Origin of the sequence: Marinobacter maroccanus, from assembly GCF_002933275.1 — a bacterium.
GTDB lineage: Bacteria > Pseudomonadota > Gammaproteobacteria > Pseudomonadales > Oleiphilaceae > Marinobacter > Marinobacter maroccanus.
Genome location: NZ_PSSX01000013.1, coordinates 40252 through 61924 on the forward strand (window position 1 = coordinate 40252; position 21673 = coordinate 61924).

18 protein-coding genes are annotated in these 21673 nt (G+C 52.6%); 8 read left to right on the forward strand and 10 right to left on the reverse strand.

Annotated elements, in window-relative coordinates:
- Positions 1 to 57 precede the first annotated feature (57 nt).
- The 4 genes from KEHDKFFH_RS14025 to KEHDKFFH_RS14035 all read right to left on the reverse strand — a co-directional run bounded on the left by KEHDKFFH_RS14025 (position 58) and on the right by KEHDKFFH_RS14035 (position 3465).
- Positions 58 to 1020: a sensor domain-containing diguanylate cyclase gene (locus KEHDKFFH_RS14025; RefSeq protein ID WP_146084212.1), complete on the reverse strand. Its 963-nt coding sequence runs from the start codon at positions 1018 to 1020 to the stop codon at positions 58 to 60.
- Entirely contained in the window at positions 1010 to 1837 is an 828-nt protein-coding gene (locus tag KEHDKFFH_RS14030; protein ID WP_104322476.1) for an alpha/beta fold hydrolase, read from the reverse strand. The genes KEHDKFFH_RS14025 and KEHDKFFH_RS14030 overlap by 11 nt, the downstream gene beginning before the upstream one ends.
- Positions 1838 to 1899: 62 nt before the next feature.
- Entirely contained in the window at positions 1900 to 2121 is a 222-nt protein-coding gene (locus tag KEHDKFFH_RS20395) for a methyl-accepting chemotaxis protein (RefSeq protein ID WP_146084213.1), read from the reverse strand.
- Positions 2122 to 2133: 12 nt separating this feature from the next.
- The gene (locus tag KEHDKFFH_RS14035; protein ID WP_241956512.1) at positions 2134 to 3465 is read right to left on the reverse strand and encodes a methyl-accepting chemotaxis protein; all 1332 of its coding nucleotides are present in this window, start codon (positions 3463 to 3465) and stop codon (positions 2134 to 2136) included.
- A 295-nt stretch (positions 3466 to 3760) separates the two neighbouring features.
- Between KEHDKFFH_RS14035 and KEHDKFFH_RS14040 the strand changes: the two genes are divergently transcribed.
- From KEHDKFFH_RS14040 to KEHDKFFH_RS14055, 4 genes are all read left to right on the forward strand, one after another.
- A complete protein-coding gene (locus tag KEHDKFFH_RS14040) occupies positions 3761 to 5686 on the forward strand; it encodes a methyl-accepting chemotaxis protein (protein WP_104322477.1) in 1926 nt (641 codons plus the stop codon).
- Between the two features lie 159 nt (positions 5687 to 5845).
- Positions 5846 to 7549 carry a putative bifunctional diguanylate cyclase/phosphodiesterase gene (locus KEHDKFFH_RS14045; RefSeq protein WP_104322478.1) on the forward strand — a complete coding sequence of 568 codons (1704 nt, stop codon included), beginning with the start codon at positions 5846 to 5848 and terminating at the stop codon, positions 7547 to 7549.
- Between the two features lie 16 nt (positions 7550 to 7565).
- Positions 7566 to 9395, forward strand: a complete 1830-nt coding sequence (locus KEHDKFFH_RS14050) for a GAF domain-containing protein (RefSeq protein ID WP_104322479.1) — start codon at positions 7566 to 7568, stop codon at positions 9393 to 9395.
- Between the two features lie 589 nt (positions 9396 to 9984).
- The gene (locus tag KEHDKFFH_RS14055; RefSeq protein WP_104322480.1) at positions 9985 to 10887 is read left to right on the forward strand and encodes a GGDEF domain-containing protein; all 903 of its coding nucleotides are present in this window, start codon (positions 9985 to 9987) and stop codon (positions 10885 to 10887) included.
- A 171-nt stretch (positions 10888 to 11058) separates the two neighbouring features.
- Here KEHDKFFH_RS14055 and tnpC read toward each other — a convergent pair whose 3' ends face one another.
- The 4 genes from tnpC to KEHDKFFH_RS14075 all read right to left on the reverse strand — a co-directional run bounded on the left by tnpC (position 11059) and on the right by KEHDKFFH_RS14075 (position 15439).
- Positions 11059 to 12603, reverse strand: a complete 1545-nt coding sequence (tnpC, locus tag KEHDKFFH_RS14060) for an IS66 family transposase (RefSeq protein ID WP_104322481.1) — start codon at positions 12601 to 12603, stop codon at positions 11059 to 11061.
- 75 nt (positions 12604 to 12678) lie between these two features.
- Positions 12679 to 13014, reverse strand: coding sequence for an IS66 family insertion sequence element accessory protein TnpB (tnpB, locus tag KEHDKFFH_RS14065; RefSeq protein ID WP_146084214.1), 336 nt, complete (start codon positions 13012 to 13014; stop codon positions 12679 to 12681).
- Entirely contained in the window at positions 13011 to 13385 is a 375-nt protein-coding gene (gene tnpA, locus KEHDKFFH_RS14070) for an IS66-like element accessory protein TnpA (RefSeq protein WP_104322482.1), read from the reverse strand. The genes tnpB and tnpA overlap by 4 nt, the downstream gene beginning before the upstream one ends.
- 551 nt (positions 13386 to 13936) lie before the next feature.
- Positions 13937 to 15439 carry a tetratricopeptide repeat protein gene (locus tag KEHDKFFH_RS14075; RefSeq protein WP_104322483.1) on the reverse strand — a complete coding sequence of 501 codons (1503 nt, stop codon included), beginning with the start codon at positions 15437 to 15439 and terminating at the stop codon, positions 13937 to 13939.
- A 460-nt stretch (positions 15440 to 15899) separates the two neighbouring features.
- Between KEHDKFFH_RS14075 and KEHDKFFH_RS14080 the strand changes: the two genes are divergently transcribed.
- From KEHDKFFH_RS14080 to KEHDKFFH_RS14090, 4 genes are all read left to right on the forward strand, one after another.
- Positions 15900 to 16397 (forward strand): hypothetical protein, encoded by a 498-nt coding sequence (locus tag KEHDKFFH_RS14080; RefSeq protein WP_146084215.1) that lies wholly within the window; start codon positions 15900 to 15902, stop codon positions 16395 to 16397.
- Positions 16394 to 17074 (forward strand): hypothetical protein, encoded by a 681-nt coding sequence (locus KEHDKFFH_RS14085; protein ID WP_104322485.1) that lies wholly within the window; start codon positions 16394 to 16396, stop codon positions 17072 to 17074. Before KEHDKFFH_RS14080 ends, KEHDKFFH_RS14085 begins: the two co-directional genes overlap by 4 nt.
- Before the next feature lie 27 nt (positions 17075 to 17101).
- Positions 17102 to 17284 carry a hypothetical protein gene (locus tag KEHDKFFH_RS20135; RefSeq protein WP_158253203.1) on the forward strand — a complete coding sequence of 61 codons (183 nt, stop codon included), beginning with the start codon at positions 17102 to 17104 and terminating at the stop codon, positions 17282 to 17284.
- A gap of 290 nt (positions 17285 to 17574) precedes the next feature.
- A complete protein-coding gene (locus KEHDKFFH_RS14090; protein ID WP_104322486.1) occupies positions 17575 to 17967 on the forward strand; it encodes a globin family protein in 393 nt (130 codons plus the stop codon).
- Positions 17968 to 17970: 3 nt separating this feature from the next.
- On the opposite strand, the gene KEHDKFFH_RS14095 is transcribed toward KEHDKFFH_RS14090, so the two are convergent.
- Together KEHDKFFH_RS14095 and KEHDKFFH_RS14100 are read right to left on the reverse strand one after the other, a co-directional pair.
- A complete protein-coding gene (locus KEHDKFFH_RS14095; protein ID WP_104322487.1) occupies positions 17971 to 19245 on the reverse strand; it encodes a sensor domain-containing diguanylate cyclase in 1275 nt (424 codons plus the stop codon).
- Positions 19246 to 19307: 62 nt separating this feature from the next.
- Positions 19308 to 21662, reverse strand: a complete 2355-nt coding sequence (locus KEHDKFFH_RS14100; protein ID WP_104322488.1) for a sensor domain-containing phosphodiesterase — start codon at positions 21660 to 21662, stop codon at positions 19308 to 19310.
- Positions 21663 to 21673: the final 11 nt, after the last annotated feature.

The window sequence follows — 21673 nt, forward strand, 5'->3', positions numbered from 1 at the left end:
ACGGATAATCAAGTCGATCTAACCACAACATGACGACCACCTGCGGTTGCGGAGAAGCTAACTCATACATACCTGATTTCTGCCCTGGCTTTTCGCTTTGTAGAGTGACCGATCGGCTCGGCCGTAGATATCACTCTTGGTATCTCCGTTGCGAGCAGCGGCGACACCAAGACTCAGGGTCACAGTGCCATGCCGACTATTGAGCTTTTCGATTTCTCCTCGCTTACGTTCTGCGACAAGGGCAGCATCTTCTAGCGTGGTATTTGGCAGAATCAAAGCGAATTCTTCTCCCCCCATACGGACTAGTGTGTCAACATCTCGCATTCCCGCACTGAGGCACTGCCCGACCTCTTTTAATACCTGGTCGCCGGTATCGTGTCCGAAACGATCATTAAACTGCTTGAACCAATCAATATCGGCCAAGATCAAGGCAAACGGGAGTTTGCTACGTCGGAATAGCGCCAGATGTATTTCGATTTCCCGTTCATACACCCGACGGTTGTTCAGACCAGTGAGCGCATCCTGGGTGGCCAGCTGTTCAAGTTGTGAATTGAGCCTCGCCAATTCTTTATGGCGTTCTTCGAGTTCATGAGCCATCGCCCGAACTTCTTGAAGGGCCTCTTCCTTGGCAGCTACCGCTTGTTCTGCAGTCTTCCGTGCCTGCTGCAGTTGCTCTTCGACCAGATTGCGGCGCTGCATGGGAATAACCAATACTTGAAAACCGTCTTCTGGCTTTGGGCAGCTTGTCGCGCTCAACATCACGGACAGATCTTTGCCAGCCGCATTGGAAAAAGAAAGCAATACCTCCTCAACACGACCATGCAAGCGAAGCGAGGGGAGTACATGGCCCAAGTAATACATGCCCGAGGCACGGGTCATACGGGTTTCCGGCGCGTGGCCTAAAAAGTCTTGCTTGGAAAGCCCCAGCCAATCACACAATGTCTGATTAACCGCGGTTATGGTGTTGGATCCATCCAGCAGAATCAGGCCGCCTGGTATGTGGTCCACATCATGCTTCAATTCTGAGGCCCTCAAGAATCGCGTCGGCGACCGCCTCAGGGTTGCTCATGTGAGGGTAATGCCCCGTGGCCTGAAGCTTGCGGATGTCGCAGTTTGGTATGGTGCGATGCAGATATTCAATCACTTCGATCGGAACGATCACATCCTGATCGCTATAGAGAATCAGGCTCGGAACGGTGACCTGATGCAAGTATTCACGGATGTCACTCATGAAGATTGATTCGGCAAAGCGCCTCGAAACGACGGGATCGGCATTGAGGAAAGTCTGACGAAGGTCTTCAGACTTCTCTGGTCGATCCTCGGCGGCCATCACAATGGGGGCCAGGTAACCCGCCCACTCGAAATGATTGCGTTCCATCAGGTCGAGCATTTCATGGATGTCTTGTTCCTCAAAGCCTCCTATATAGTCGGGCGGGTCGTTGATATAGCGAGGAGAGGGGCCAATAGCAATCACCTGACGAAACAGATCTGGTGCTCCGATAGAGGCCAGCCACCCAATAGCGCCACTGACCGAGTGCCCCACGAGAATTGGCCGATCCAGTTCTAGCTCTTTCACTAAGTTGGCCAGATCCTCTGCGTAGGCAAAGAGGTTGGTGTAGCGCTTGGGGTCGTAGGCTGTCATATCAGAGCGGCCGCAGCCCATATGGTCAAAGAGCACTACCGGGTGCTCTTCGGCAAGCATGTCAGCCACCGGTGCCCAGATGTGTTGGTCGCAGCCAAAACCATGAGCCAAAACGAGCGTCGGGCGCTCGGTGGCTTCAGGAGGAGGTCCTAACTGACGCACATGATGTTGCTTCGCGAGTTGGTTGCGTGGCATTAAATAGGAATCCTCTCCCGTTGAGTCTGCGCAGGCTGCGTCGGCTTCGCGTACAGCACACCCTACAACCTAAAACGGCTGACCTGAGAACTTAACCCTTCCGCCAAGCGAGCCAGCTCATCGCTGGACGCGGACACCTGCTCTGTGGATGCTGCAGACTGATCCGCTATGTCACGAATCCGGGTCACATTTTGGTTGATTTCTTCTGCCACTGAGGTTTGTTGCTCCGCAGCAGTGGCAATCTGACTGTTGTACTGACGAATTTCCTCGACCGCTTCAGCCATTTCACGGATGGTTTAACCAGCACGACGTGAGGTTTTCAAGGTCTCTTCTGAGAGCTCAGTGCCGGACTCCATTTTTGAAACCGAGTTATTAGCGCTGGCCACCAAGTTGCTAATAAGCTGTTCGATTTCTGACGTGGAATCCTGAGTTCGTCTTGCTAACGAGCGCACCTCGTCAGCTACGACAGAAAATCCACGTCCGTGTTCCCCGGCTCTCGCGGCTTCGATCGCGGCATTCAGTGCCAGCAAATTGGTTTGATCGGCGACGGACTTAATCACCTCCAGAATCGAGCCGATGTTGTCGGTATCCTTCTGCAGAGATTGCAACTGTTCCATCACTTCATTGTTCTGATCATCAAGGCGCGACACGTAGGAGACTGCCTCATTGACAGCGTTCTCTCCCTCCGATGCTTTTTCGTCCGCTCGCCGGGCCGCCTCAAACGCTGCTTGAGCGCTTTTGGCAACGTCGGTCACGGTGGCGACCATTTCGTTCATGGCCGTCGCTACCTGGTCGGTTCCGTCGCTTTGTTGTTGAACACCTTCGCTTGTCTGCTGAGTGACGGTCGCCAGTTCCTCGGAGGACGAAGCAATATTAGTGGCCCCCTCGTCTATCTGCCGGATAAGGTCACGTAAGTTGGTGACCATGGTTGCGAACGCTGCTTGCAATTGGCCAAACTCATCGCCTCGATTGCTGTCGATCTGAACCGTCAAATCGCTTGAGGCCACGCGGTTTGCAACTGTCACCATTTCACGGATGGGCCGGGTCACAGACCGCACCAGCCACCAGGCGATTGCCACGGACAGGGCGAGAATGGCTGCGCCAACAGAAAGAAAACTTCCGACCAGCGTTTCATAGTCTTCTGCCATCCTGCCAAGTTGCACCTCCTGTAACTCCACGGTCGTATCGACCATTGCCCGTGCAACAGACACCAATTGATCCAGTGAGGCTGTGAGTGCTCGCTGATTACCAGCGACCTGATTGGCTTCTAGCTGATCCAGAAGCTTTTTGTAGTCATCGACGCCAGACACGATGTCGTCCACGCGCTGATCATCGGCCGGAACGACAAGTACCTCTTTCAAGGGCACTACTGTTTGTGCAGCTTGATCGGCCAGCTCTTTCGCCCGTCGGATGTAATCGGATTCTTGTCGAATTTGAAAGTTTTTCTCCTCCACCCGAGCATCCAATAAAAATGACTCCGCGGAGCTTACTTCGCCCACGATCACTGACCTTCGATGGTAGTCGTCCATGGCATTAAGACCGAGAAGTAGGAGCACCCCCGCTAGAATCACGACAAGGCCGAACCCGGCGCTCAGTTTTTTCCCGACCGAAACATCATTCAGGCTCATAGTTTTCATCCGTAAAGGGCCTCTTCAAATCATCGTTTTGTCAAAGCGGCGCAGGTTCGCGCAAATACAACTTTTCTTCACATCTTTGGTGAGCGAAGTCTAATATTTTTTCGGCAGGAATGGCGCGAATTTGACCCACATCATGAAAAAGAATGTAAATTTATGGTCGGGAATACGAGGTCGCGACTAATGAAAGCTACACCCTTGCCGTTAGAACAGTTGTGCCCGCCACACAATTTTTTTAGCCACAAGGCATTTGAGATGTTGCGTAATCGCGACCAGGCAAGGAGCTGACATGTCCATCCGCAAGCTATTCATTGTTTCGATTTCCACTGTTCTCTTTGCTATCGCATTGATTGCAAGTGTGTTTATTGCTTTCAACACTAAAAATGTCATTACTGCTGATGTTCTCGACAGCAGGGTCGACCTGACGGAGGAAGTTAGAGGCATGCTGTCGATCACCGACGACGTTATGTCAAAGCGGGTTGAGAATTCCCTGAGCCTTCTAGTCGAGAGAGGTAGCGACCTGGGTGCCGCATACGTTCAAGGTCAGGAGCCTGTTGCCGGAGAATCGACGCCAGCGCTTTTTCTGGGTGACACCCTGGTTAACAACAACTTTGATCTCGTTGACGGCGTAACCGCTGTTATGGGCGGAACGGCGACGCTTTTCGTGCGTGATGGGCAAGATTTTGTCCGGGTCTCTACCAATGTTAAGAAGGGTGATGGTTCCCGCGCGATTGGCACAACATTGAATATGAGCGGGGCGGCCGGAAGGGCGATTAGTCGCGGAGAATCGTATTTCGGGCAGGTTGATATCCTCGGAAATCCCTATCTGACTGCTTACAGCCCCATACGCGACGCGGATAACCAGGTTATCGGCATCTGGTATGTGGGCTACTCTGCGGATCTTGAAGAACTTCAGAAAGCGATCACGTCGGCCAGGCTGCTGGAAGACGGTTTTGTCGCCCTTCTCGATGATAAAAACAGGATTCGGATGCACTCAGACACCATTGCCACGGAGCAGTTGGAGAGCATATTGGAGTCTAACCCCGAGCAATGGCAGCTCGATAGAATGGCATTTGATGCTTGGGGCTATCAGATTGTGACCGGTTATTCCACAGACGAAGTGGCAGCATTGGTCCGTGATCAGACAGTGGTCGCTATCGTCGCCATTTTGATTGCTGGGCTCATTATCATTGCGTGCCTGAGCATCCTTGCTCAACTCGTCGTTGCCAGACCCTTAGAACGCATGATTGCGGCAATCAATGACATCGCCGGCGGCGAGGGCGATCTGACTGTCCGATTCAATTCGAAGAGCAAAAACGAGCTGGGATTGATGGCGCAAGGCTTTGATCGCTTGCTCGATCGGCTTCAGGCGACGATCGCCGACACCAAAAAATCCTCCGAGAGTCTGCTTGTTGCCTCTGGTGAGCTTAAAGGCATAGCCGCAGACTCTGCCTCTGTGGTGTCACAGCAAACCGATGAAACCGAGCAGGTGGCAACGGCCATGAACGAAATGACAGCGACCGCGCAGACCGTCGCTGAGAGCGCTGCCAGGGCCGAGAACATTGCCAGGGAAGCCGACGCGCTGGCCGAGAATGGGCAATCACTTATTGCAAAAACGACACAGACAATTCAAAGCCAGCTTGATAACAATCAGACCTCCGTTCACACCAGTGCCTCTCTGAGGGAGGCCTCTGACAATATCGGAAACATCCTTTCAGTCATTGAGAACATTTCCGAACAGACCAATCTGCTCGCCCTCAACGCCGCTATCGAAGCGGCAAGAGCCGGAGAGCACGGCCGAGGTTTTGCCGTGGTCTCGGAGGAAGTCCGAAACCTCGCACTTCGTACCCAGGAATCAGTAAAAGAAATACAAGATCAAATCCATCATCTTCAGGATGGTGTCAGCAGTGTTACCAAGGTTATTGAGGTTGGAAGTCGGCTTGCGACAGAAACCAATGAAATGATTCGGGAAACCGGAGAGGCGATTGAATCGTTACGGGAAAGTGTTCGGGGCATTCGTGACACCAACATAGAGATGGCTAGTGCGGCCGAGGAGCAAAGTCAGGTGTCCGAGGATATCAATCAGCGCCTGGAACACATTCGGCAGATGGCAGGTAACAGCCAAAACAACGCTGCCTCGACCAACGATGCGGCAGAAACGCTCAAAGATCTTGCGGAACAGCTGCAATTGCAATTGAATGCATATCGAACGTGAAACACAGTTTGTAAGTCCGATTCGAGTAACAGTTTTGTACGAAAAATGAACTAAATCATTTGTTGGGTGGTAGAAAAGGTTTATAGGTTGAGATCCGATCCCGCCTCGACAGTGTCCCCGAAATCGCCTAGGTTTCGAGAGACACGAGGATATTTGTTTATGGACGATAGCGTCGAAAATCAGGTAAACGACGGTCGCGCTCCCGCTTTCTTAGTAGAGCAGCTCCTTCGTTTTCATCGGGAAGCAGAAACCATAACGTCTGTCGAGGCGCTTCAATCACTTTTTATGCGGCATTTGCTGACTGGGCTCGAACTAGTGGTCAGCGGCTTGCAAGCGACAATTCGTCAAAAGCCTGACTTTGCATCAGTACCCTATGGTTCGCCTCTGGCGTTACGGGTTGATGAAGTGCCAGATGAAGATACCTCTCTTCACATTCAAATATCAGTTGAAGAGAGCAGCGTACCCTGTCTGTCATTAATGCTGGCGAACGTATCGGGCTGGCCAGAGCAGTTGCAGTCCTATGTCGAACTTCTAATGAAGCAGTTCAGTGTCTTGTTGGAAGGTCATGCGCGCCGGGATCAATTGGATCACTTGGAGATGGCTGACCCATTGACTCTCGTTAACAACCGCCGAAGTTTTCAGAAAGAGTTGCGGAAGCGATGTGAGAGTCTAACCAGTTTTACATTGTTTATTGTGAATCTGGACCGTTTCAGTCGCATTAACGATGTTCTGGGTCCTGAAGCCGGTGATGACGTTTTAGTTCGAGTGGCCAATCGCCTGTCGGAGTTGATTGACTCGATGGATCACATTGCCCGTATTAATGGCGATGAGTTTGTCTTGATTCGAGAAGGAGCCGACGAGCAACTCGCGCGCGTCTTGGCTGACCAGATTCACTCAGCGCTTGCGCAGAGGTTAACGATAGCTGGCCGGCCAATTCGATGCTCAGCCAGCATCGGAATAACCCTTTGTCCCGGTACATCGCTCAGGCCCGCCGAACTCCTTCGGGGAGCCCGGGTGGCCATGGCCGATGCCAAACGCAACCAGCAGGGTACATGTTTGTATTCCGGCCAAGTGGATATGGACTTTTCTGAGCAGCTACTGATCGAAAGTCACCTTGAGCGTGCGATTGAACAGGATGGGTTTGAGTTGGCTGCACAGCCGATATTCAATGTGTATTCCGGCGAGATAACAGAGCTTGAAATCCTACTCCGCTGGACTCTACCCGGGCACGGTCCAGTATCACCAGAGACATTTGTAAGTGTGGCGGAGAACATTGGGCTCAGCGAACGGCTCGATCGCTATGTCATGTCCAAGGCTTTGGCGGCGGCGCGAGGCGTTCGACTGCCAATCTCCGTCAATTTGGCAGCGCCAACCTTGTATTCGGAAACATTCGTCCCCTTTGTGGAAGCGCTCTTGGAAACTCATGACAGACTCCCTGGTCAATTGGGTATAGAAATCACTGAGCGGATTATCGCGCGTCCTGATGAGGCAAGGGCATCCGTTGATGCGTTAGGTCGAATGGGAGTGCACATTGCGATCGATGATTTCGGTGTGGGCTATTCATCGCTGGGCGTATTACCGGAGCTTCCGATCAGCCGACTCAAAATTGACAAGAAGTTTTTGCTGGGCAAAGATCAAAATCCGCGATACGAAGAGATCATCATTGGCATTCTGCGAATGGCTTCAGCTTTGGGCCTGGAATCCTTGGTAGAAGGCGTCGAAGACGCTGAACTTTTGGGTTGGCTTTCGCAAGTTGGGTGCGATTTTGCCCAAGGGTTCGGGCTCGGTCGTCCGATACCGCTGGATAAAGCATTGGAATCGTTGCGGGAAACAAACGGCGGGCAGTTTGCCAGTCAATTTTAGAGGACGGATTACCGTCATGGCCTTACCAGAACAGCTTTCGACGATCGCTCGTCCAAACGATGAACTAGAACGACTTCGTCGAAATTCCGACGCATTAGAGCAAATACAGGTCGTTATTGATCTTGTCGCACGGCAACTTAATCAACCGTTCGCGGCGCTCAGCCTTTTTGATGACCGGTATGCACATTACTTGGTGACGCATGGAAAGCCTCCGAGCCGGGCGATTAGATCTGAAATGATCTGCGATGTGACCTTTAATGAAGGCAGAATGATCGTGACTCTGGACGCATCGCAGGATCCGACCTTAAAGGATTACCCAGTTATCAAAAATGCGGGCACTCGTTTTTACGCGGGCACGCCAGTTTATTCCAGTGGGGGGCAAAAGCTTGGAGTTCTGTGCGCATGGGGGAAAGAGCCGGGGAGCCGCGTTCCGAACGATGTCGGGAGCTTATTGACTACGAGTGCCCAACTGATCAGTGCATTGGTTGACGCAAGTCGCTCCCTTGGCAAGAAAGCGAGAGAACGAGCACGACTTGAAGAGCAACTGCAACTTCAACAGTCGCTGGAAGGGATTTTTAAGTACGCCGCAATTATGGTCGATCGCAGTGGTCGGATTCAGTACGTTACAACGCCGTTCACAGAGCTTGTCGGGCGACGGCAAGATGATCTTATCGGATTGAGCTTAGGAAATCTCCTGGAGGCCACCGCACCCCTCACAATTAGTGAAGCCCTTACCCAGGCCGCGGAAACAGGTAGCTCGCTTCAATGTACTGGGCGTCTGCGAAGCAAAGGGCAGCAGCGGCAAATCGTTGACATTAAAGTCTACCCGGAGAGTAATCCGGAGGGAGCAGTTTCGTCCTTCGGAATCCGGCTTCTTCCGGCTTCCCAGGTGAGTGCGACGAGTCGAGGCATCTCGTTACGTGCCAATCTTCTTCAGGGAATGCGTCATGGCGCACCCCGGGAGCAGCTGGTTGAAAAAATGATTCGTTTGGTCGAGAGCCAGGTGCGTGGTTGTGAAAACCTGGCAATCATCTCAACGATTACCGGTCCGGGTCAGAGAGAAATTCACGCGAGCCCTCAATCTGCGTCATTCATACAGGATCTTCGAGGGCATCACGAATTTAATCCTGCCGTCAGTATTTGTGCCACCACAGCAGAAGCACGCCAATTCTTTTCTTGCAATGACACGTTGGATGAGACGCGGTGGCCAAACTATGATTGGCTTTTCTTTACTCACGACATTCGCTCCGTGTGGTGTGCCCCAGTGTTAGATGATGCGGGGTTGATTATAGCGGTGGTCACCGTCTTCAGACGCGAACCCGGCGCCCCCGACAAAGCCGACATGCAGGCCTTGGATGAACTAGGGGAATGGGTAGGCCTCCTGCTTTTTTCTGGATCGCCTGGAACCAACCCCGAGCCCCGCAGACAGAATCTTTCGGCTAAACACATGGCTGCTAGGCTCAAGGGGCTTTCCGACCTATGTACGGAGAACGAACAATGCTATCTGGTTGCGTTAGACTTATCAGAACTCTTTCTTGCGGATATCTCACCGAGCTATATTGAAGAAATCATTGCTGTGCACCTAGGAGACGGCGTAGATATCTTCAGGTTAAAGCAAGACACTTGGTATTGTCTCTGCAGAGGCCATGGATCTCATGAGCTGGCCGGCAAAACCAACTCATTGTCCGACGCATTGGCTCTGGATCGCCTCATGCCGGGAGGGAGCCATCAAGCTTGCGTCCGGGTTGTCTTTAAAGAAGCGACCACCGGCCAAAATATACTCGATGAGATTGCTACAGTGGGTCGGATGCTGTTATCGGATGGTCAAGCTAGGATAAGAAAATAACGATAAGCGCAACCGCCCGCCTGGTCTGATAGAGCACCGTTTTAAGAGTTTCCGAGTTCAAAACTCCGATGGCGCCGTTTGGTGTCCGAATCCGCGACATAGGCCCCAAAAAGTTGTGGAGTAGGCAGTTTCTCCACTGGAAGCAGGGAAGAGCTCCCCAAAGAGATCCTCATCAAAAAGGAAAGGTGGGGCGGTGACTCAAATAAATGGGCGCAACCAAGAAGGATCTTAAGCGTGATCAGATACTTTCAAAACATTCTGAGTAAGCCTTACAGGCTGCACACAGAGTTAGCGCAGCCGCAGCATTGGCATTAAGACCTTTCGACCCGAGGTCGACAGGAACAAGTCAGCAGTTGGGTAAAAACGAGCTTGACGAGTTGACCAAAATGTCCGCTTTGCAACCACCGAATCAACTTTGGTTTTGAAAACGATAGTGTGAGGAAGAGCATTCATCGAACGAATTAATTCAATACCTCAACGAAGCTACCACCGTTACAGCTTTTCTCAGTTTTTGTTTGGCCATTCTTTTCAAGTGCATACTCGCTCCTCATAATATGCATTGTTGCGCGATATTTAAAAGACATCTTTCATGATCGATCTTCAGCAAATGACTGCAGTTCTAGAAGCCCTGCCAGACCCCGCGTTCATCTTGTCGCGCAGTGGTAAATATGTAGCGGTGTTTGGCGGCCGAGATGCGCGGTATTACCACGATGGCACCGGGCTTATCGGGATGTATATTTCAGATCTGGTCAAACCCGACAAAGCTGAATGGTTTCTTGAACGGATAGGCTTGGCGCTTGAATCTCGAAAGTTATTGGTTGAAGAGTACGAGTTAAGCAATAAGGACGTGAAAGGCCTGCCGGATGAGGGGCCGGAAGATCCCATCTGGTTTGAAGGCCGCATCCAGGCCCTTGATTTTAAGGTCGATGGGGAGTCGTTGGTGCTTTGGGTCGCAAGTAATATTTCAGAGCGACACGAAATTGAAATCAGACTGCGGGAGCTAAGCGATACGGATCAGCTTACAGGGCTTTTCAACCGGCGGAAGCTGGAGCACGACCTCGCGCTACATTTTGAAACGTTCACCCGTCATGCCGTGCCAACTGCAATTTTGATATTTGACGTGGATAACCTCAAAAAAATAAATGACTCCGAGGGGCACCATGTTGGGGATGAAGTTCTCCTTGCAGTGGCTAATACTTGTCGGCCAGAGCTTCGAAAAACTGACATCGCATGTCGCTTTGGAGGGGATGAGTTTGTGGTTTGCCTACCCAACACCGAGCCAGACCGGGCATTAAAGTTTGCGGAGCGTTTACAGCGGAACTTGAGGCAGGCATTGAGTGATTTTTCGGTGGGCGATATTGCTGCAACAATCAGCTTGGGTGCCGCCAACATAACCTCTGAAGATCGTTCATATGAAGACACTCTCAAGCGCGCCGACGGCGCCCTCTACGAAGCTAAACGTCTCGGCAAAGACAAGATTGTAACTGCGTGACAGAATCCTGTCTCAGAAAATCAGTTCTGCATGGGTACGTCATCTTTCCCAACGATAGCGGACCTTCGAGTTATGCTTAGTTGAGAAAATCTACGTGAAGTAGCATGTTGCCATTAACAAGACATTGCAGCTGACACGTGATCCTGCCGATGCCCTGTAAGCGTCCGGGCATCACACCTTGTCAGGTATAGTCGGCTTCCAGTTGTGGGGCAATAGCTGGTCGATGGCGTTGTTCTTCTGCGTCGGCAGTCGGGTCAGCACATCCTTCAGGTAGGCATAGGGATCGTGCCCGTTTAGCTTTGCTGACTGGATCAGTGTCATCACCGCAGCGGCACGTTGACCACTCCGTAGTGACCCCGCGAACAGCCAGTTGGAGCGGCCCAACGCCCAGGGCCGGATCTGGTTTTCCACCCAGTTGTTATCGATGGGCACAGCACCATCGTCCAGGTAGCGCGTCAGCGCTTCCCAACGTTTGAGGCTGTAATCCAACGCTTTGGCCGTGCCGGAGCCATCTGGCACTTTCTGTCGGTGTGCCAGCATCCACTGATGCAGCGTATCGGCAAGTGGTTTGGCTCTGGTTTGTCGGATTTCCCGGCGCTTATCCGGCGGCAGGTCTTTGGTGTCCCGTTCGATCTCGTAGAGGCTACCGATGTATTCCAGTGCTCTGGCTGCCAGTTCGCTCTTGTTGGCTTCGTGCAGGTCGTAGAACTTGCGACGGGCGTGGGCCATGCAGCCCATTTCGGTGATGCCGTTGCCGAACCCTGCCTTGTAACCAGCATAATCATCACAGACCAGCTTGCCCTGCCAGTCACCCAGGAAGGTGCGGGCGTGTTCGCCTGCTCGGCTGGGAGCGAAGTCATAAACGGTGGCCTTGAGGTCCGAGAACGGCGTGGTGCAGTAGGCCCAGACGTAGGCTTTGTGGGTTTTCTTCTTGCCCGGAGCCAGCATGCTGACCGGCGTTTCATCGGCATGCAGAACGCTGTGCTCCAACAGGGCATTTCTCAGTGCATCCACCAGGGGCTGCAACTGCACACCGCAGGCACCCACCCATTCGGCCAGGGTGGAGCGCGGGATTTCTAATCCGGCACGACCGAAGATGCGTTCCTGACGGTACAGCGGCAGATGGTCCGCGTACTTGGCCACTAGCACCTGAACCAGCAGACCGGCGGTGGGGATGCCCTTGTCGATCACCTGCGGTGGTACCGGTGCCTGGATCAAGGTCTCGCATTCGTTGCAGGCCCACTTGCCCCGGATGTGCCGCTCCACGGTGAACTCGCCAGGCACGTAATCCAGCTTTTCACTGACGTCCTCGCCAATGCGCTTGAGTTGGCAACCGCAGCGGCACTGGGTGTTTTCGGGCTCGTGGTGGATCAGGGTGCGGGGCAGTTCTGGCGGTAGCGGTGTACGCTTGGGTTGCTGCTTTGGTCGAGCGGCTTTCTGCTCCTCGGTCATCGCCTGGTCCAGCTCGGCTTCGATAGCAGCAAGGTCACTGTCGACTAGCTCGTCCAGCAGTTTTCCCTGGACGGCGTCCAGTTGCTCACTGCGACGTGCGAACTTGTGGCGCTTGAGGATGGCCACTTCATGGGTCAGCTTCTCGATGACCGCATCACGGTGCACAAGTGCCCGTTCCTTGTTCTCGACACGATCGAACAGTTCCGTCGCGAGAGCACGGAGCTGTTCGGCAGAGAATTGGTCGAGATCGGGGCGCTGAGTCATGCCCCTTAGTATGCCAAGTCCCTGTGCTGCAAGCGATTCGCAGTTCTGGCTATAGCGATATCACGGTACTTGTGGTTACAGGATGGAGATGACGCCGTCTGCCCCAAGGCGTTGCCATGGTAAACCCTGAACCAGGGCGGACAACTGTTCTTCGGTTAAACGCAGCTGGTTACCGCGCCAGGATTCGCCCCAGTGGAACTTACCCCGATTCAGCCTACGGGCACACAACCAGATGCCCAGGCCATCGTGGATCAGGACCTTCATCCGGTTGCCACGCTTGTTGGCGAACAGATAGGCGCAATGCGGCCTGGCCGAACCAAAGACCTGAACAACCCGCGCCAGAGCTTTATCGGGCCCGGCCCGCATATCCAGCGGTTCGGTGGCCAGCCAGATCTCGTCAATGCGGATCACCTCAACAGTTCCCGAAGCAAAGCAGCACACTGGTGCGCCTGATCAGCAGGCCACTCCACCACAACCGCGCCACCGGCGCGGGGAATCTCGATGCGGATGGTGCTACGCTTATCCGAGACCGATTGGTTGTTCGGTGCAGAGGTTGCCGCTGGCAGACTAACCGGAACAAATCCCGGTGTTGCTGGTGCTTTATTCGCTCGCTGCGCTTCACTCATCCAGCGCCGGACCATGTTGGCGTTGAGACCGTTATCCAGTGAGATTCGGGAAACGGATGCACCAGGTTCCTGGCATTGGGCGACAATCTCGGCTTTGAATTTGCGGGAAAACCGGCGACGGCGTTGGTAGGGCTTGGTTACGCTTAGTTCGTTCATGTTAAGTGTCCACTAGAAAATAAGTGGACACTATCCTGACGACGGCAGCGCCTGACTCAAGACGGGATTACCGGCCGCTTACGATGCCCTGGCTATCTCCAGAACCATGTCAGCCTCAAGTGCAGCTGAACATCGGCATTATTCTAGAATCTGAACGTTCGCTTTGCGACCGTCCCGCGTCGCAAACGTTTCTCTGGTTTCCAATTACTGCCCTAGGGTAAGTCCACAGGCATTTTAAAGCCATCCGTGGAAACGGGGTAGAACCCATTCAAGAAAAAAGCCGGGAGAGGCCTCCGGCAATCAGATGAGCAACGCTTGGTGCAAAGAACAGAGTAAGCGTCCGGCCATCACTCCTTGTCAGGAACGGTCGGCCTCCAATATTGGAGTAATACATTCATCAATGTCGTTGCTCTTCTGGCAACTCGAATACCGCCGACTAATAACTCCTGGCTACCGAACCTTGTGACCGTGTCGATACACGCTCGGTCCGCGGTGCCGTCTCCCGCAACCGACGAACCCAGAGCTCAGCTGACTCCTCATCGCCCGCAGCCTCAGCCGCTTGGGCGCGTGTTATAACGTTGCGGCCAGGTGCGATCCGAACTTCCGTAGGCAAGCAGCGCCTCAACCGGACGATCAAGGGCAACCAACAGACCTCCAAGAGCCTCGTACGGTGGCAGTAACGCACCGGGGGTAACCGGATGCTTCTCAACGCTGGCCTCCAACTCTCCAGCCGACCGCATAAGCTTGATGGCCATCTCGGGATTACCCTCGGCCTTAGCGATCCAGCCAGCCAGAATCCGGCGGTCTACTTCAACGTAGGTTGAGAAACGTTGGTCTGCACCGGATTTCGCCTTTTCCACCAGAGTCGCCAACCGCTGTTCTGCTTCGCGTGCGCCTTTCAGGTCATCCGTGTGCACAGCGCCCAGGCCCCGCGCAAACGTAATCAAACCAGCCGGCCAGGGAAACCGCTCCCAGTTGATCGCTTCTGACTGATAGGGAGAGAGTGCCGCAGCCGCTTCCCAGTCATGGGCTTCAACAGCCAGCCTTGCCGGAATGGAGGCTTGATGAAACACCCCAGGAAAGTTCGCCTGATGAGGGCCATTGGCCTGCGCTTCCGCCCATACGCTCCGTGCTGCGCTGTCTTCACCCCGTTGGAGATGACCATAAACCAGATAATCCAGCGCATGGATGTAGTGGAATGATTTGGCACCGTCTGCGACGTGGTTCACTGCTACCTCAGCCGAGCGGCGATTCCATTCAATTACTTTGGGCCAATCTCCGAGCCGGACATAGATGTGGGAAGGCATATGCAGCGCATGAGGCACATCTGGGGCAATCGCCCCATACGAAGCAACGATTTCAGTGGCATTGCCTGCTCGGCCATCCGCATCCGTGGAATGGATCGTGTAATGAACCGCTCCGGGATGAGTAGGCTCGGTTTTCCAGGCTTCACGCAATACCTGTTCGGCTTCGTCGAGCACCGCCTTCGGGTCATTGGGAGACAGCGACGGTGTCATCCGCGACAACGCGTAAAGCGAGGCAACGTCTAGATCGTCAGGATACGCCCGATAGGTTTCCTCCATGCCTTTGGTCCAACCCGCTAAGCGCTCACTGACCATATCGGTTTCAGGATCGAAGAAGGCTCCCGTGGCCTCAATCAGCGATTTTTCGCGCGGATCTTTTGCAGCTGCACGGGCTTTCTGAATGGCCTCCCGGCCACGAGCAATATCGGCGGCTCCAGGGATGGTGCCCCACAAGGGCTGGAACAGCGTGGTAGCGATTCCCCAGTGGGCCATGGCACAGCCGGGCTCAGTCTGAACAACCGCCTCAAATTCGGATCGGGCCTGGGTGTACATCATGTGATGCATCATCCCCAGCGCATGATCCACATCCGCACGCACCGCCTCTGCACAGTTGACCTGAAAGTTGACGGTACCGATGGAGTTGCCAGCGCTGGCCGTATCCGCATCGTTCATGGTTTCCTGGTCCGCGATTGCGGGAAAAGCTAGGCCTAGGGAGGAGAAAAGAACAGCAAAGCGAAGTGAAGATTTCATAGCGAGACTCCAGTATCCATATTGCTGGTGGAGCCGGCATGACGTAAGGCGATCAGGAACTGACTACAGAATACCAGGGACTGGTTCTGCATGCGCAGCTTGAATCTTTTAAGCTACGCTCATTCTGGTTGCTTAACCAGCGGAACCTTCCGAGAAAACGACAAAGCAAATTTTAACGTCGAGCACAGCATTTGATTCTGGAGTTGTGCTGAGGGCTCCAAGGAAAGCGCATTGGGCTCGTATGGCCCTACTACACCTACCTCTTCTTAGTACTACTCACTATCAGAAAAATACGACTCAACATAGACTTACGACAAGCAGGGCACATGTATTCAACGGGTGCGGCCTTTTTTGCGGGTACTAGTGCTTTTAGCTACATCTTCTCTGGTTGTTGGAACTGCTTTATTATGTCGGTGAGGTGGGTAAAAATTAACCAAGCTTATAATCAGAGGGTGAGACTATGGAACATGCTTCTGATTTAAAACCAAGCCTCTCTGAAAGTTTTTCATCTCCAGTTTCAAGTCACGCGTTTGTTTGGCTCGTGATTCCGCTGTTTTTTTTCGCCATATCGCATTACTCGCTCGCTGAGGACCTGACTCCAGTGCCTATGGCGTCGTTGGATGGGAAAGCCTTCAAGAGCAAGCTCGGGCCGGTGGGGAAGCCCATGGACGTCGACGACATCCTAGTTTTCGAAGACGGCCAGTTCGTATCTAAGGAGTGCGAGAGGCGCTGCGGCTATGCAAAGGTCGATTACTGGGTGAGAAGGGCTCAGGATGGCGCTATTGAGATGCGAGCAGACGTGCCGTGCACCGAGTCTGACGCGATGATGCACTGGCGGGGTACCGTGCGCGAGGACAATATCGAAGGCTCCTTTACGTGGGTAAACAAGCGTTGGTACTGGGACTTTGAAAAAGAGTTCTGGTTCAAGGGTCGGTTGGTGGAGACCGACAATCCATGATCCGGCCGGCCATGTCAGCCGAGCGACGTTTGGCAGGGCTACTGAAGCTTTCGATTCTGATCGGAATTATTGTCGGGGGCAACCTGCTGACGCGGGGCGTTATTGATGGCCTGGACGTGGATATTCGGCCATCAAACGAGCCCATGCTGCATAACCTCATCATGACCTCCATGGCCGCTTACATTCTTTTGATGGCGCTGCCGTTCGTGCCTGGTGTTGAGATCGGGCTGGCATTGATGATGATCCTCGGGCCTGAGATCGTGCCCTTGGTGTATGGATGCACTCTGACTTCTCTTTGTCTGGCCTTTCTCGTTGGACGGTTTTTACCGGAAAAGAGTCTCACCCGGTTTTTGCGAGAAGTGCATCTCGTCCGGGCGGCTACGTTTTTGGAGACTTTCCACGGGCTCGATACCGGACAAAGACTGGCTCGTCTGACTGAAAAATCACCTCAGAGATGGGTGCCGTGGCTCTTGAAGCACCGTTACATCACTCTGATGCTCGCCATCAACCTCCCGGGCAACATAGTTCTGGGAGGGGGTGGTGGGCTGGCGTTAGCGGCCGGAATGAGCAGGATGTTTCCCATTCACCGCTTCATACTGGTTGTGGCGGTTGCGATTTCACCGTTGCCGCTGTTTCTGATGGTAGTCGGAGATAGAATTGCCAATTGGCCGATTTAAGTAGATCTCGGTTGAATAGGAGTAAACATGTCGCGGATTGTAAATCCGACTGTCTTATCTAGGCGGCTGAGCGATGCGCTGCAGGCGTTACCGCACCATCTGAATATTGGCTTTGCGAACGCCCGCATCCAAGGCAATACCCTAAACAAAAGCGAACATTCGGATCTCACGCGTTTTGGTCTATTTTCAGCCGTCGAGAGGTCTGAGTGATCGCCGATCGATTATGGAAAATCGGAATCTGATGGTAGAAAAACTTAGCACAGGAAACTCAAACCGGTTCTAGCCCCTAGTACCAGGTGTGCGACACGTGCAGGAAGGCTCAACAATCACGAACACCAAGTGAAGTATGGCGGGCACTTATGGGAGAGTTCGAGAAGTGTGCATCGCCTACAGAAGGCTTTTAATTAGAAAACCGTTACAAATCCTGACGGAAAAGGCCTTTTTGAATGAGTATATTGTCCCCGGGTTTTGGAACTCTGCCTCAGGGATGAAATTACACCATGAATAATACAGACCTTGTTTTTCAAAGCTACGGACGCTGCTGCCGTAATGACGCCTTCTTCATCGATTTCTATGATTACTTCATGTCCAGTTCGGAAGTAATCAAAAATCGTTTCATCAACACTGACATGGCAGCGCAAAGACATCTGCTTCGTAATGGAATCATGCAACTGATCCTCCATGCCAGAGGCATGTCAGACCGCAAGTTACGCGCTTTGGGCGAGAGTCATAACAGGAATCACTACGACATCAAGCCGGAATGGTACGACCTCTGGTTGAGCTCTTTGCTTAAAACCGTTCGCAAGCATGATCCCGAGCATACGCAAACACTTGAAAGCGCCTGGGTTGAGGTCCTGACCCCCGGTATTCAGTTGATCAAGGGCGCTTATTGAGCTTCACAACTCCCTGAGCATCAATCTATTGCGACCTGACCTCTTCGCCTCGTAAAGAGATTGATCACACTGCGCCAGCAATTCTGATATATCCGAGACTTGTCGACTGTGGCAACCTACAATTCCGGCACTGATGGTTATCTGGATATGTTCTTTATCAGACGCTCTGAATCGTAGGGCTTCCAGCGTTTCTCTGAGCCCTTCTGCGAGAATATGAGCATCTGAAATTTCCGTGTGCGGCATCAAAATCAAGAATTCTTCCCCACCGGTTCTGGCAAAGATATCCGTTTTTCTGATACGGGCCGAAACAATGTCGGAAAACCGTTTAAGTACGTCATCTCCGATTAGATGACCGTAGGTGTCATTCACGGCTTTAAAGTGATCAATATCCATTGAGATCAGAGAGAAGGCGCTGCCATGTCGGGCATGATTGGCGAGCTGTGACTCAAGCTCTGCAAGCACATAGCGACGGTTATATGCCCCCGTGAGCTCATCAATCGTCGAGAGCCGTTGAAGCTCTTCTTCCAGTTTTTTCTGATCGTCAATACTGATTACCATCCCGTGCCAGGTGACCGTTCCATCCGTTTCACGTTCAGGCTGAGCAATGCCTCTCATCCATTTGGATGTACCATCCACGAGCACTCGATAATCGCAGACCCATTGGCAAAGTGACTCGTAGGAGTACTCGATCGTATCCTTGACCACCTCAAGATCATCAGGATGGATCACTTCGAAAATACTCTCAGGACGCTCCATTCCGACTTCAGGTGGGAAGCCGTAAAAATCCTCTGTTTTACGGCTGATATATGGATAGTAGTAGGTTCCATCCGGCTCCATCACGAACGAGTAGATGATACCTGGCAAGGATTCGGCTAACTGCGACAGTTGATGCTGAGTTTGCTTCTGCTGGGTAACGTCGAGGTGGGTACCAACAATCCATGGGCCATCCAAATCTTCATCTCTGAAAACCATGCCCCTGGCGTGAATAAACCGCCAACTTCCATCCTTGTGTCGCATACGGAGCACAGACTCGTAACTTTCATCTTCTGCCTGAAGCACCCTCTCAATTTTCGCTTGCGCGGCCCTTCTGTCATGCGGATGAGTGAGGTTTTCCCAGGTCTTGATGGAAATGGGTTCCAAATCAGAGGGCTCGTATCCCAGCATCTGGGCCCAACGTTCATTGATAACCAATTCGCCGGATTGGACATGCCATTCCCAAGTACCAGCGCGTGTACCCTCCAGTATCGCCGTCAGGCGGGTCTCAGCAGAAACTTTCATAATTTTTCTTTCCCTGTCCCTCTCTCTGCACTCTGCCGTGCTGGCTTCTTGGTAAAAATCAACTAAACCGACTTTCGAGTATTAAAGTCTTCGGCCCAAGCCATCGCCTCAGAAAACGGCATAGGTCGCGCAAAATGGTATCCCTGACCTATGACACATCCCAATTGAAGAAGTTTATCCGCCGTCGCCTTATTTTCTATACCCTCTGCAATTACCCGTCTGCGGAAGTGCTTCGACAGCCCGATGATCGCCCCAACAATCATTTCGTCGTCTGGATCTTGGAGCATATCCGTCACAAAAGAACGATCGATTTTGATTTCATCCGCAGGCAGTTTCCGGAAATAATCCAAGGACGAATAGCCCGTTCCGAAATCGTCCATCGAAACTTCGACTCCCAATGCACGGCACTCTGTTAGCAGGCGTATCACGCTACGGGCATCATCAAGTGCCGTCGTTTCTAAAATCTCTAGAATCAAACGAGGCCTCATGGCTTCATCAAGACCAGCGATGCTGCCTGCCAAATCGCCCAGGAAGTGGTCACTCAGAAAGTGAGAAGGACTGAGGTTTACACTGATGGAACAAGAGACTCCATGGTCTTGCCAATACCTTAAAAACCTGACGGCTTCATTGAGTACAAACCTTCCGACGGCAATGGCATATTCGGTATATTCCAGGTGCGGCAAAAACTGAATGGGTGTTAAAAGTCCTTCCTCAGGATGATTCCATCGAATCAGTGCCTCGAAGCCAAGGATAGATTGTTGCTCAATATTGATCTTGGGCTGAAGGAATAGCTCCAATTGACGCTTCTGGAGGGCTTCAGGTATCTGCTCAAGGATCTTGACGCGCTCTTTCCGGGTAACGTGTGTCTCCAGATCAAATATCTGGAACTGATTTTTGCCAGATTCTTTCGCGGCGTACATGGCTTGATCGGCATGGCGCATCAGCATGTCGCTGTCTGCATCGTCGCCCGGGTAAACGGTCACTCCCATACTACCGGACAACTCGAATCGGAATTGTCCGAACTGGATGGGTTCGCGAATTGCCTTCAGCATACGCTCATACACCTGATGACTATCGACATCACGGAGGATAGCCACGAACTCATCGCCACCCAGGCGCGACACGATGTCGTGTTCCCTGATTGAGTTGCTCAGTCTGTCTGCAATGGTTTTAAGGGCATAGTCACCCACAGAGTGCCCGTGGTTATCATTGATATCCTTGAAGCCATCAAGATCCAGGAAGCAGACGGAAACAGACCCACTCCGCTTGTCTGCCTCTAATAACTCTTGCTCGAAAAGCTCGGTCAGCCGGCTGCGGTTGGGCAAGCCAGTAAGCGCATCATAGTTGGCAGCCCGCTCAAGCTTTCTGGCATGCTCCATTTTTTCCTGAAACAGGCGCTTACGTTCGATCAGCTGACCAACCGTTTGAAGCAACGGCTCCAGTTCGTGCGCAATTTTGTCGGAATAGGGGGTGGGCCGATTGGCCAAACCTACGAGGCCTATGTGCGCATCCCCCGAGAAGATGGGCACGCCTATGTACGAGGATATTGTCGGATGGCCATCTGGTAGGCCGCCTCTGCGTGGATCCGCAGAAAATTCATTGGAAACCACGATCTCTCCGGATAAGAGGGACGAGCCAATCAGGTTATCAAGGTTCTCGAAGGTCATCCCCCGCCTCTGCACCTGTTGGTAGAGAGCCTCCGTTTCCGCATTCCAGGCGAGATTGGTAATGGCACCAACTTTCAGGTAAGGGTCACCATTGGCGTGATGAAGTACTTCCCCGATAAAGCCGAACTGGCTGCTGGTTAAAACCAACAGATCGTTCAACATCAACTCAAAGGCAGCGCCCTGATCTTCATGTGTCAGAAAAATGTTCTGGGCACGGTGAATAGAGCGGCTCAGCTCGGATATTTTGACGTACTCATGATCTTCGCCCCGAACATAGGCATTTTCGAGTTCATCTTCCACCAGACTGGCTAGAGTTCTGAGTACATCCAACTCGAACTCAGCGACTGCCCGGGGCTCGGGATCAATAATGCAGAGAGTCCCTATTTTGAAGCCACTGGGCTCTCTGACCGGCATCCCGGCATAGAATCGGATATAGGGGGCGCCTGTAACTAGCGGGTTATCATGAAACCGTGGATCGTTTTGCGCATCTTCGACGATTAGAATCTTGTCCTGCTGAATGGTGTGATCGCAGAACGCCATGTTTCTGGGAGTCTCATCAACATCCAGACCCTGCTTGGACTTGAACCACTGACGGTGCTCATCGACGAGCGTGAACATTGCGATTTCAACGTTGTAAAAACGTCGGGCGATCTTGGTGAGCTTTTCAAAACGCTCCTCAGGAGGCGTGTCTAGGATGCCAAGATTGCGCAATGCCTTTAGTCGTTGCTTTTCCAACCACGAACCGGACATAAAAACACTCG

Coding starts and splice junctions, on each gene's coding strand:
- KEHDKFFH_RS14030 (WP_104322476.1), bottom strand. CDS start 1,837: ATGCCACGCAACCAACTCGCGAAGCAACATCATGTGCGTCAGTTAGGA.
- KEHDKFFH_RS20395 (WP_146084213.1), bottom strand. CDS start 2,121: ATGGCTGAAGCGGTCGAGGAAATTCGTCAGTACAACAGTCAGATTGCC.
- KEHDKFFH_RS14035 (WP_241956512.1), bottom strand. CDS start 3,465: ATGAGCCTGAATGATGTTTCGGTCGGGAAAAAACTGAGCGCCGGGTTC.
- KEHDKFFH_RS14040 (WP_104322477.1), top strand. CDS start 3,761: ATGTCCATCCGCAAGCTATTCATTGTTTCGATTTCCACTGTTCTCTTT.
- KEHDKFFH_RS14045 (WP_104322478.1), top strand. CDS start 5,846: ATGGACGATAGCGTCGAAAATCAGGTAAACGACGGTCGCGCTCCCGCT.
- KEHDKFFH_RS14050 (WP_104322479.1), top strand. CDS start 7,566: ATGGCCTTACCAGAACAGCTTTCGACGATCGCTCGTCCAAACGATGAA.
- KEHDKFFH_RS14055 (WP_104322480.1), top strand. CDS start 9,985: ATGATCGATCTTCAGCAAATGACTGCAGTTCTAGAAGCCCTGCCAGAC.
- tnpC (WP_104322481.1), bottom strand. CDS start 12,603: ATGACTCAGCGCCCCGATCTCGACCAATTCTCTGCCGAACAGCTCCGT.
- tnpA (WP_104322482.1), bottom strand. CDS start 13,385: ATGAACGAACTAAGCGTAACCAAGCCCTACCAACGCCGTCGCCGGTTT.
- KEHDKFFH_RS14075 (WP_104322483.1), bottom strand. CDS start 15,439: ATGAAATCTTCACTTCGCTTTGCTGTTCTTTTCTCCTCCCTAGGCCTA.
- KEHDKFFH_RS14080 (WP_146084215.1), top strand. CDS start 15,900: ATGGAACATGCTTCTGATTTAAAACCAAGCCTCTCTGAAAGTTTTTCA.
- KEHDKFFH_RS14085 (WP_104322485.1), top strand. CDS start 16,394: ATGATCCGGCCGGCCATGTCAGCCGAGCGACGTTTGGCAGGGCTACTG.
- KEHDKFFH_RS20135 (WP_158253203.1), top strand. CDS start 17,102: ATGTCGCGGATTGTAAATCCGACTGTCTTATCTAGGCGGCTGAGCGAT.
- KEHDKFFH_RS14090 (WP_104322486.1), top strand. CDS start 17,575: ATGAATAATACAGACCTTGTTTTTCAAAGCTACGGACGCTGCTGCCGT.
- KEHDKFFH_RS14095 (WP_104322487.1), bottom strand. CDS start 19,245: ATGAAAGTTTCTGCTGAGACCCGCCTGACGGCGATACTGGAGGGTACA.
- KEHDKFFH_RS14100 (WP_104322488.1), bottom strand. CDS start 21,662: ATGTCCGGTTCGTGGTTGGAAAAGCAACGACTAAAGGCATTGCGCAAT.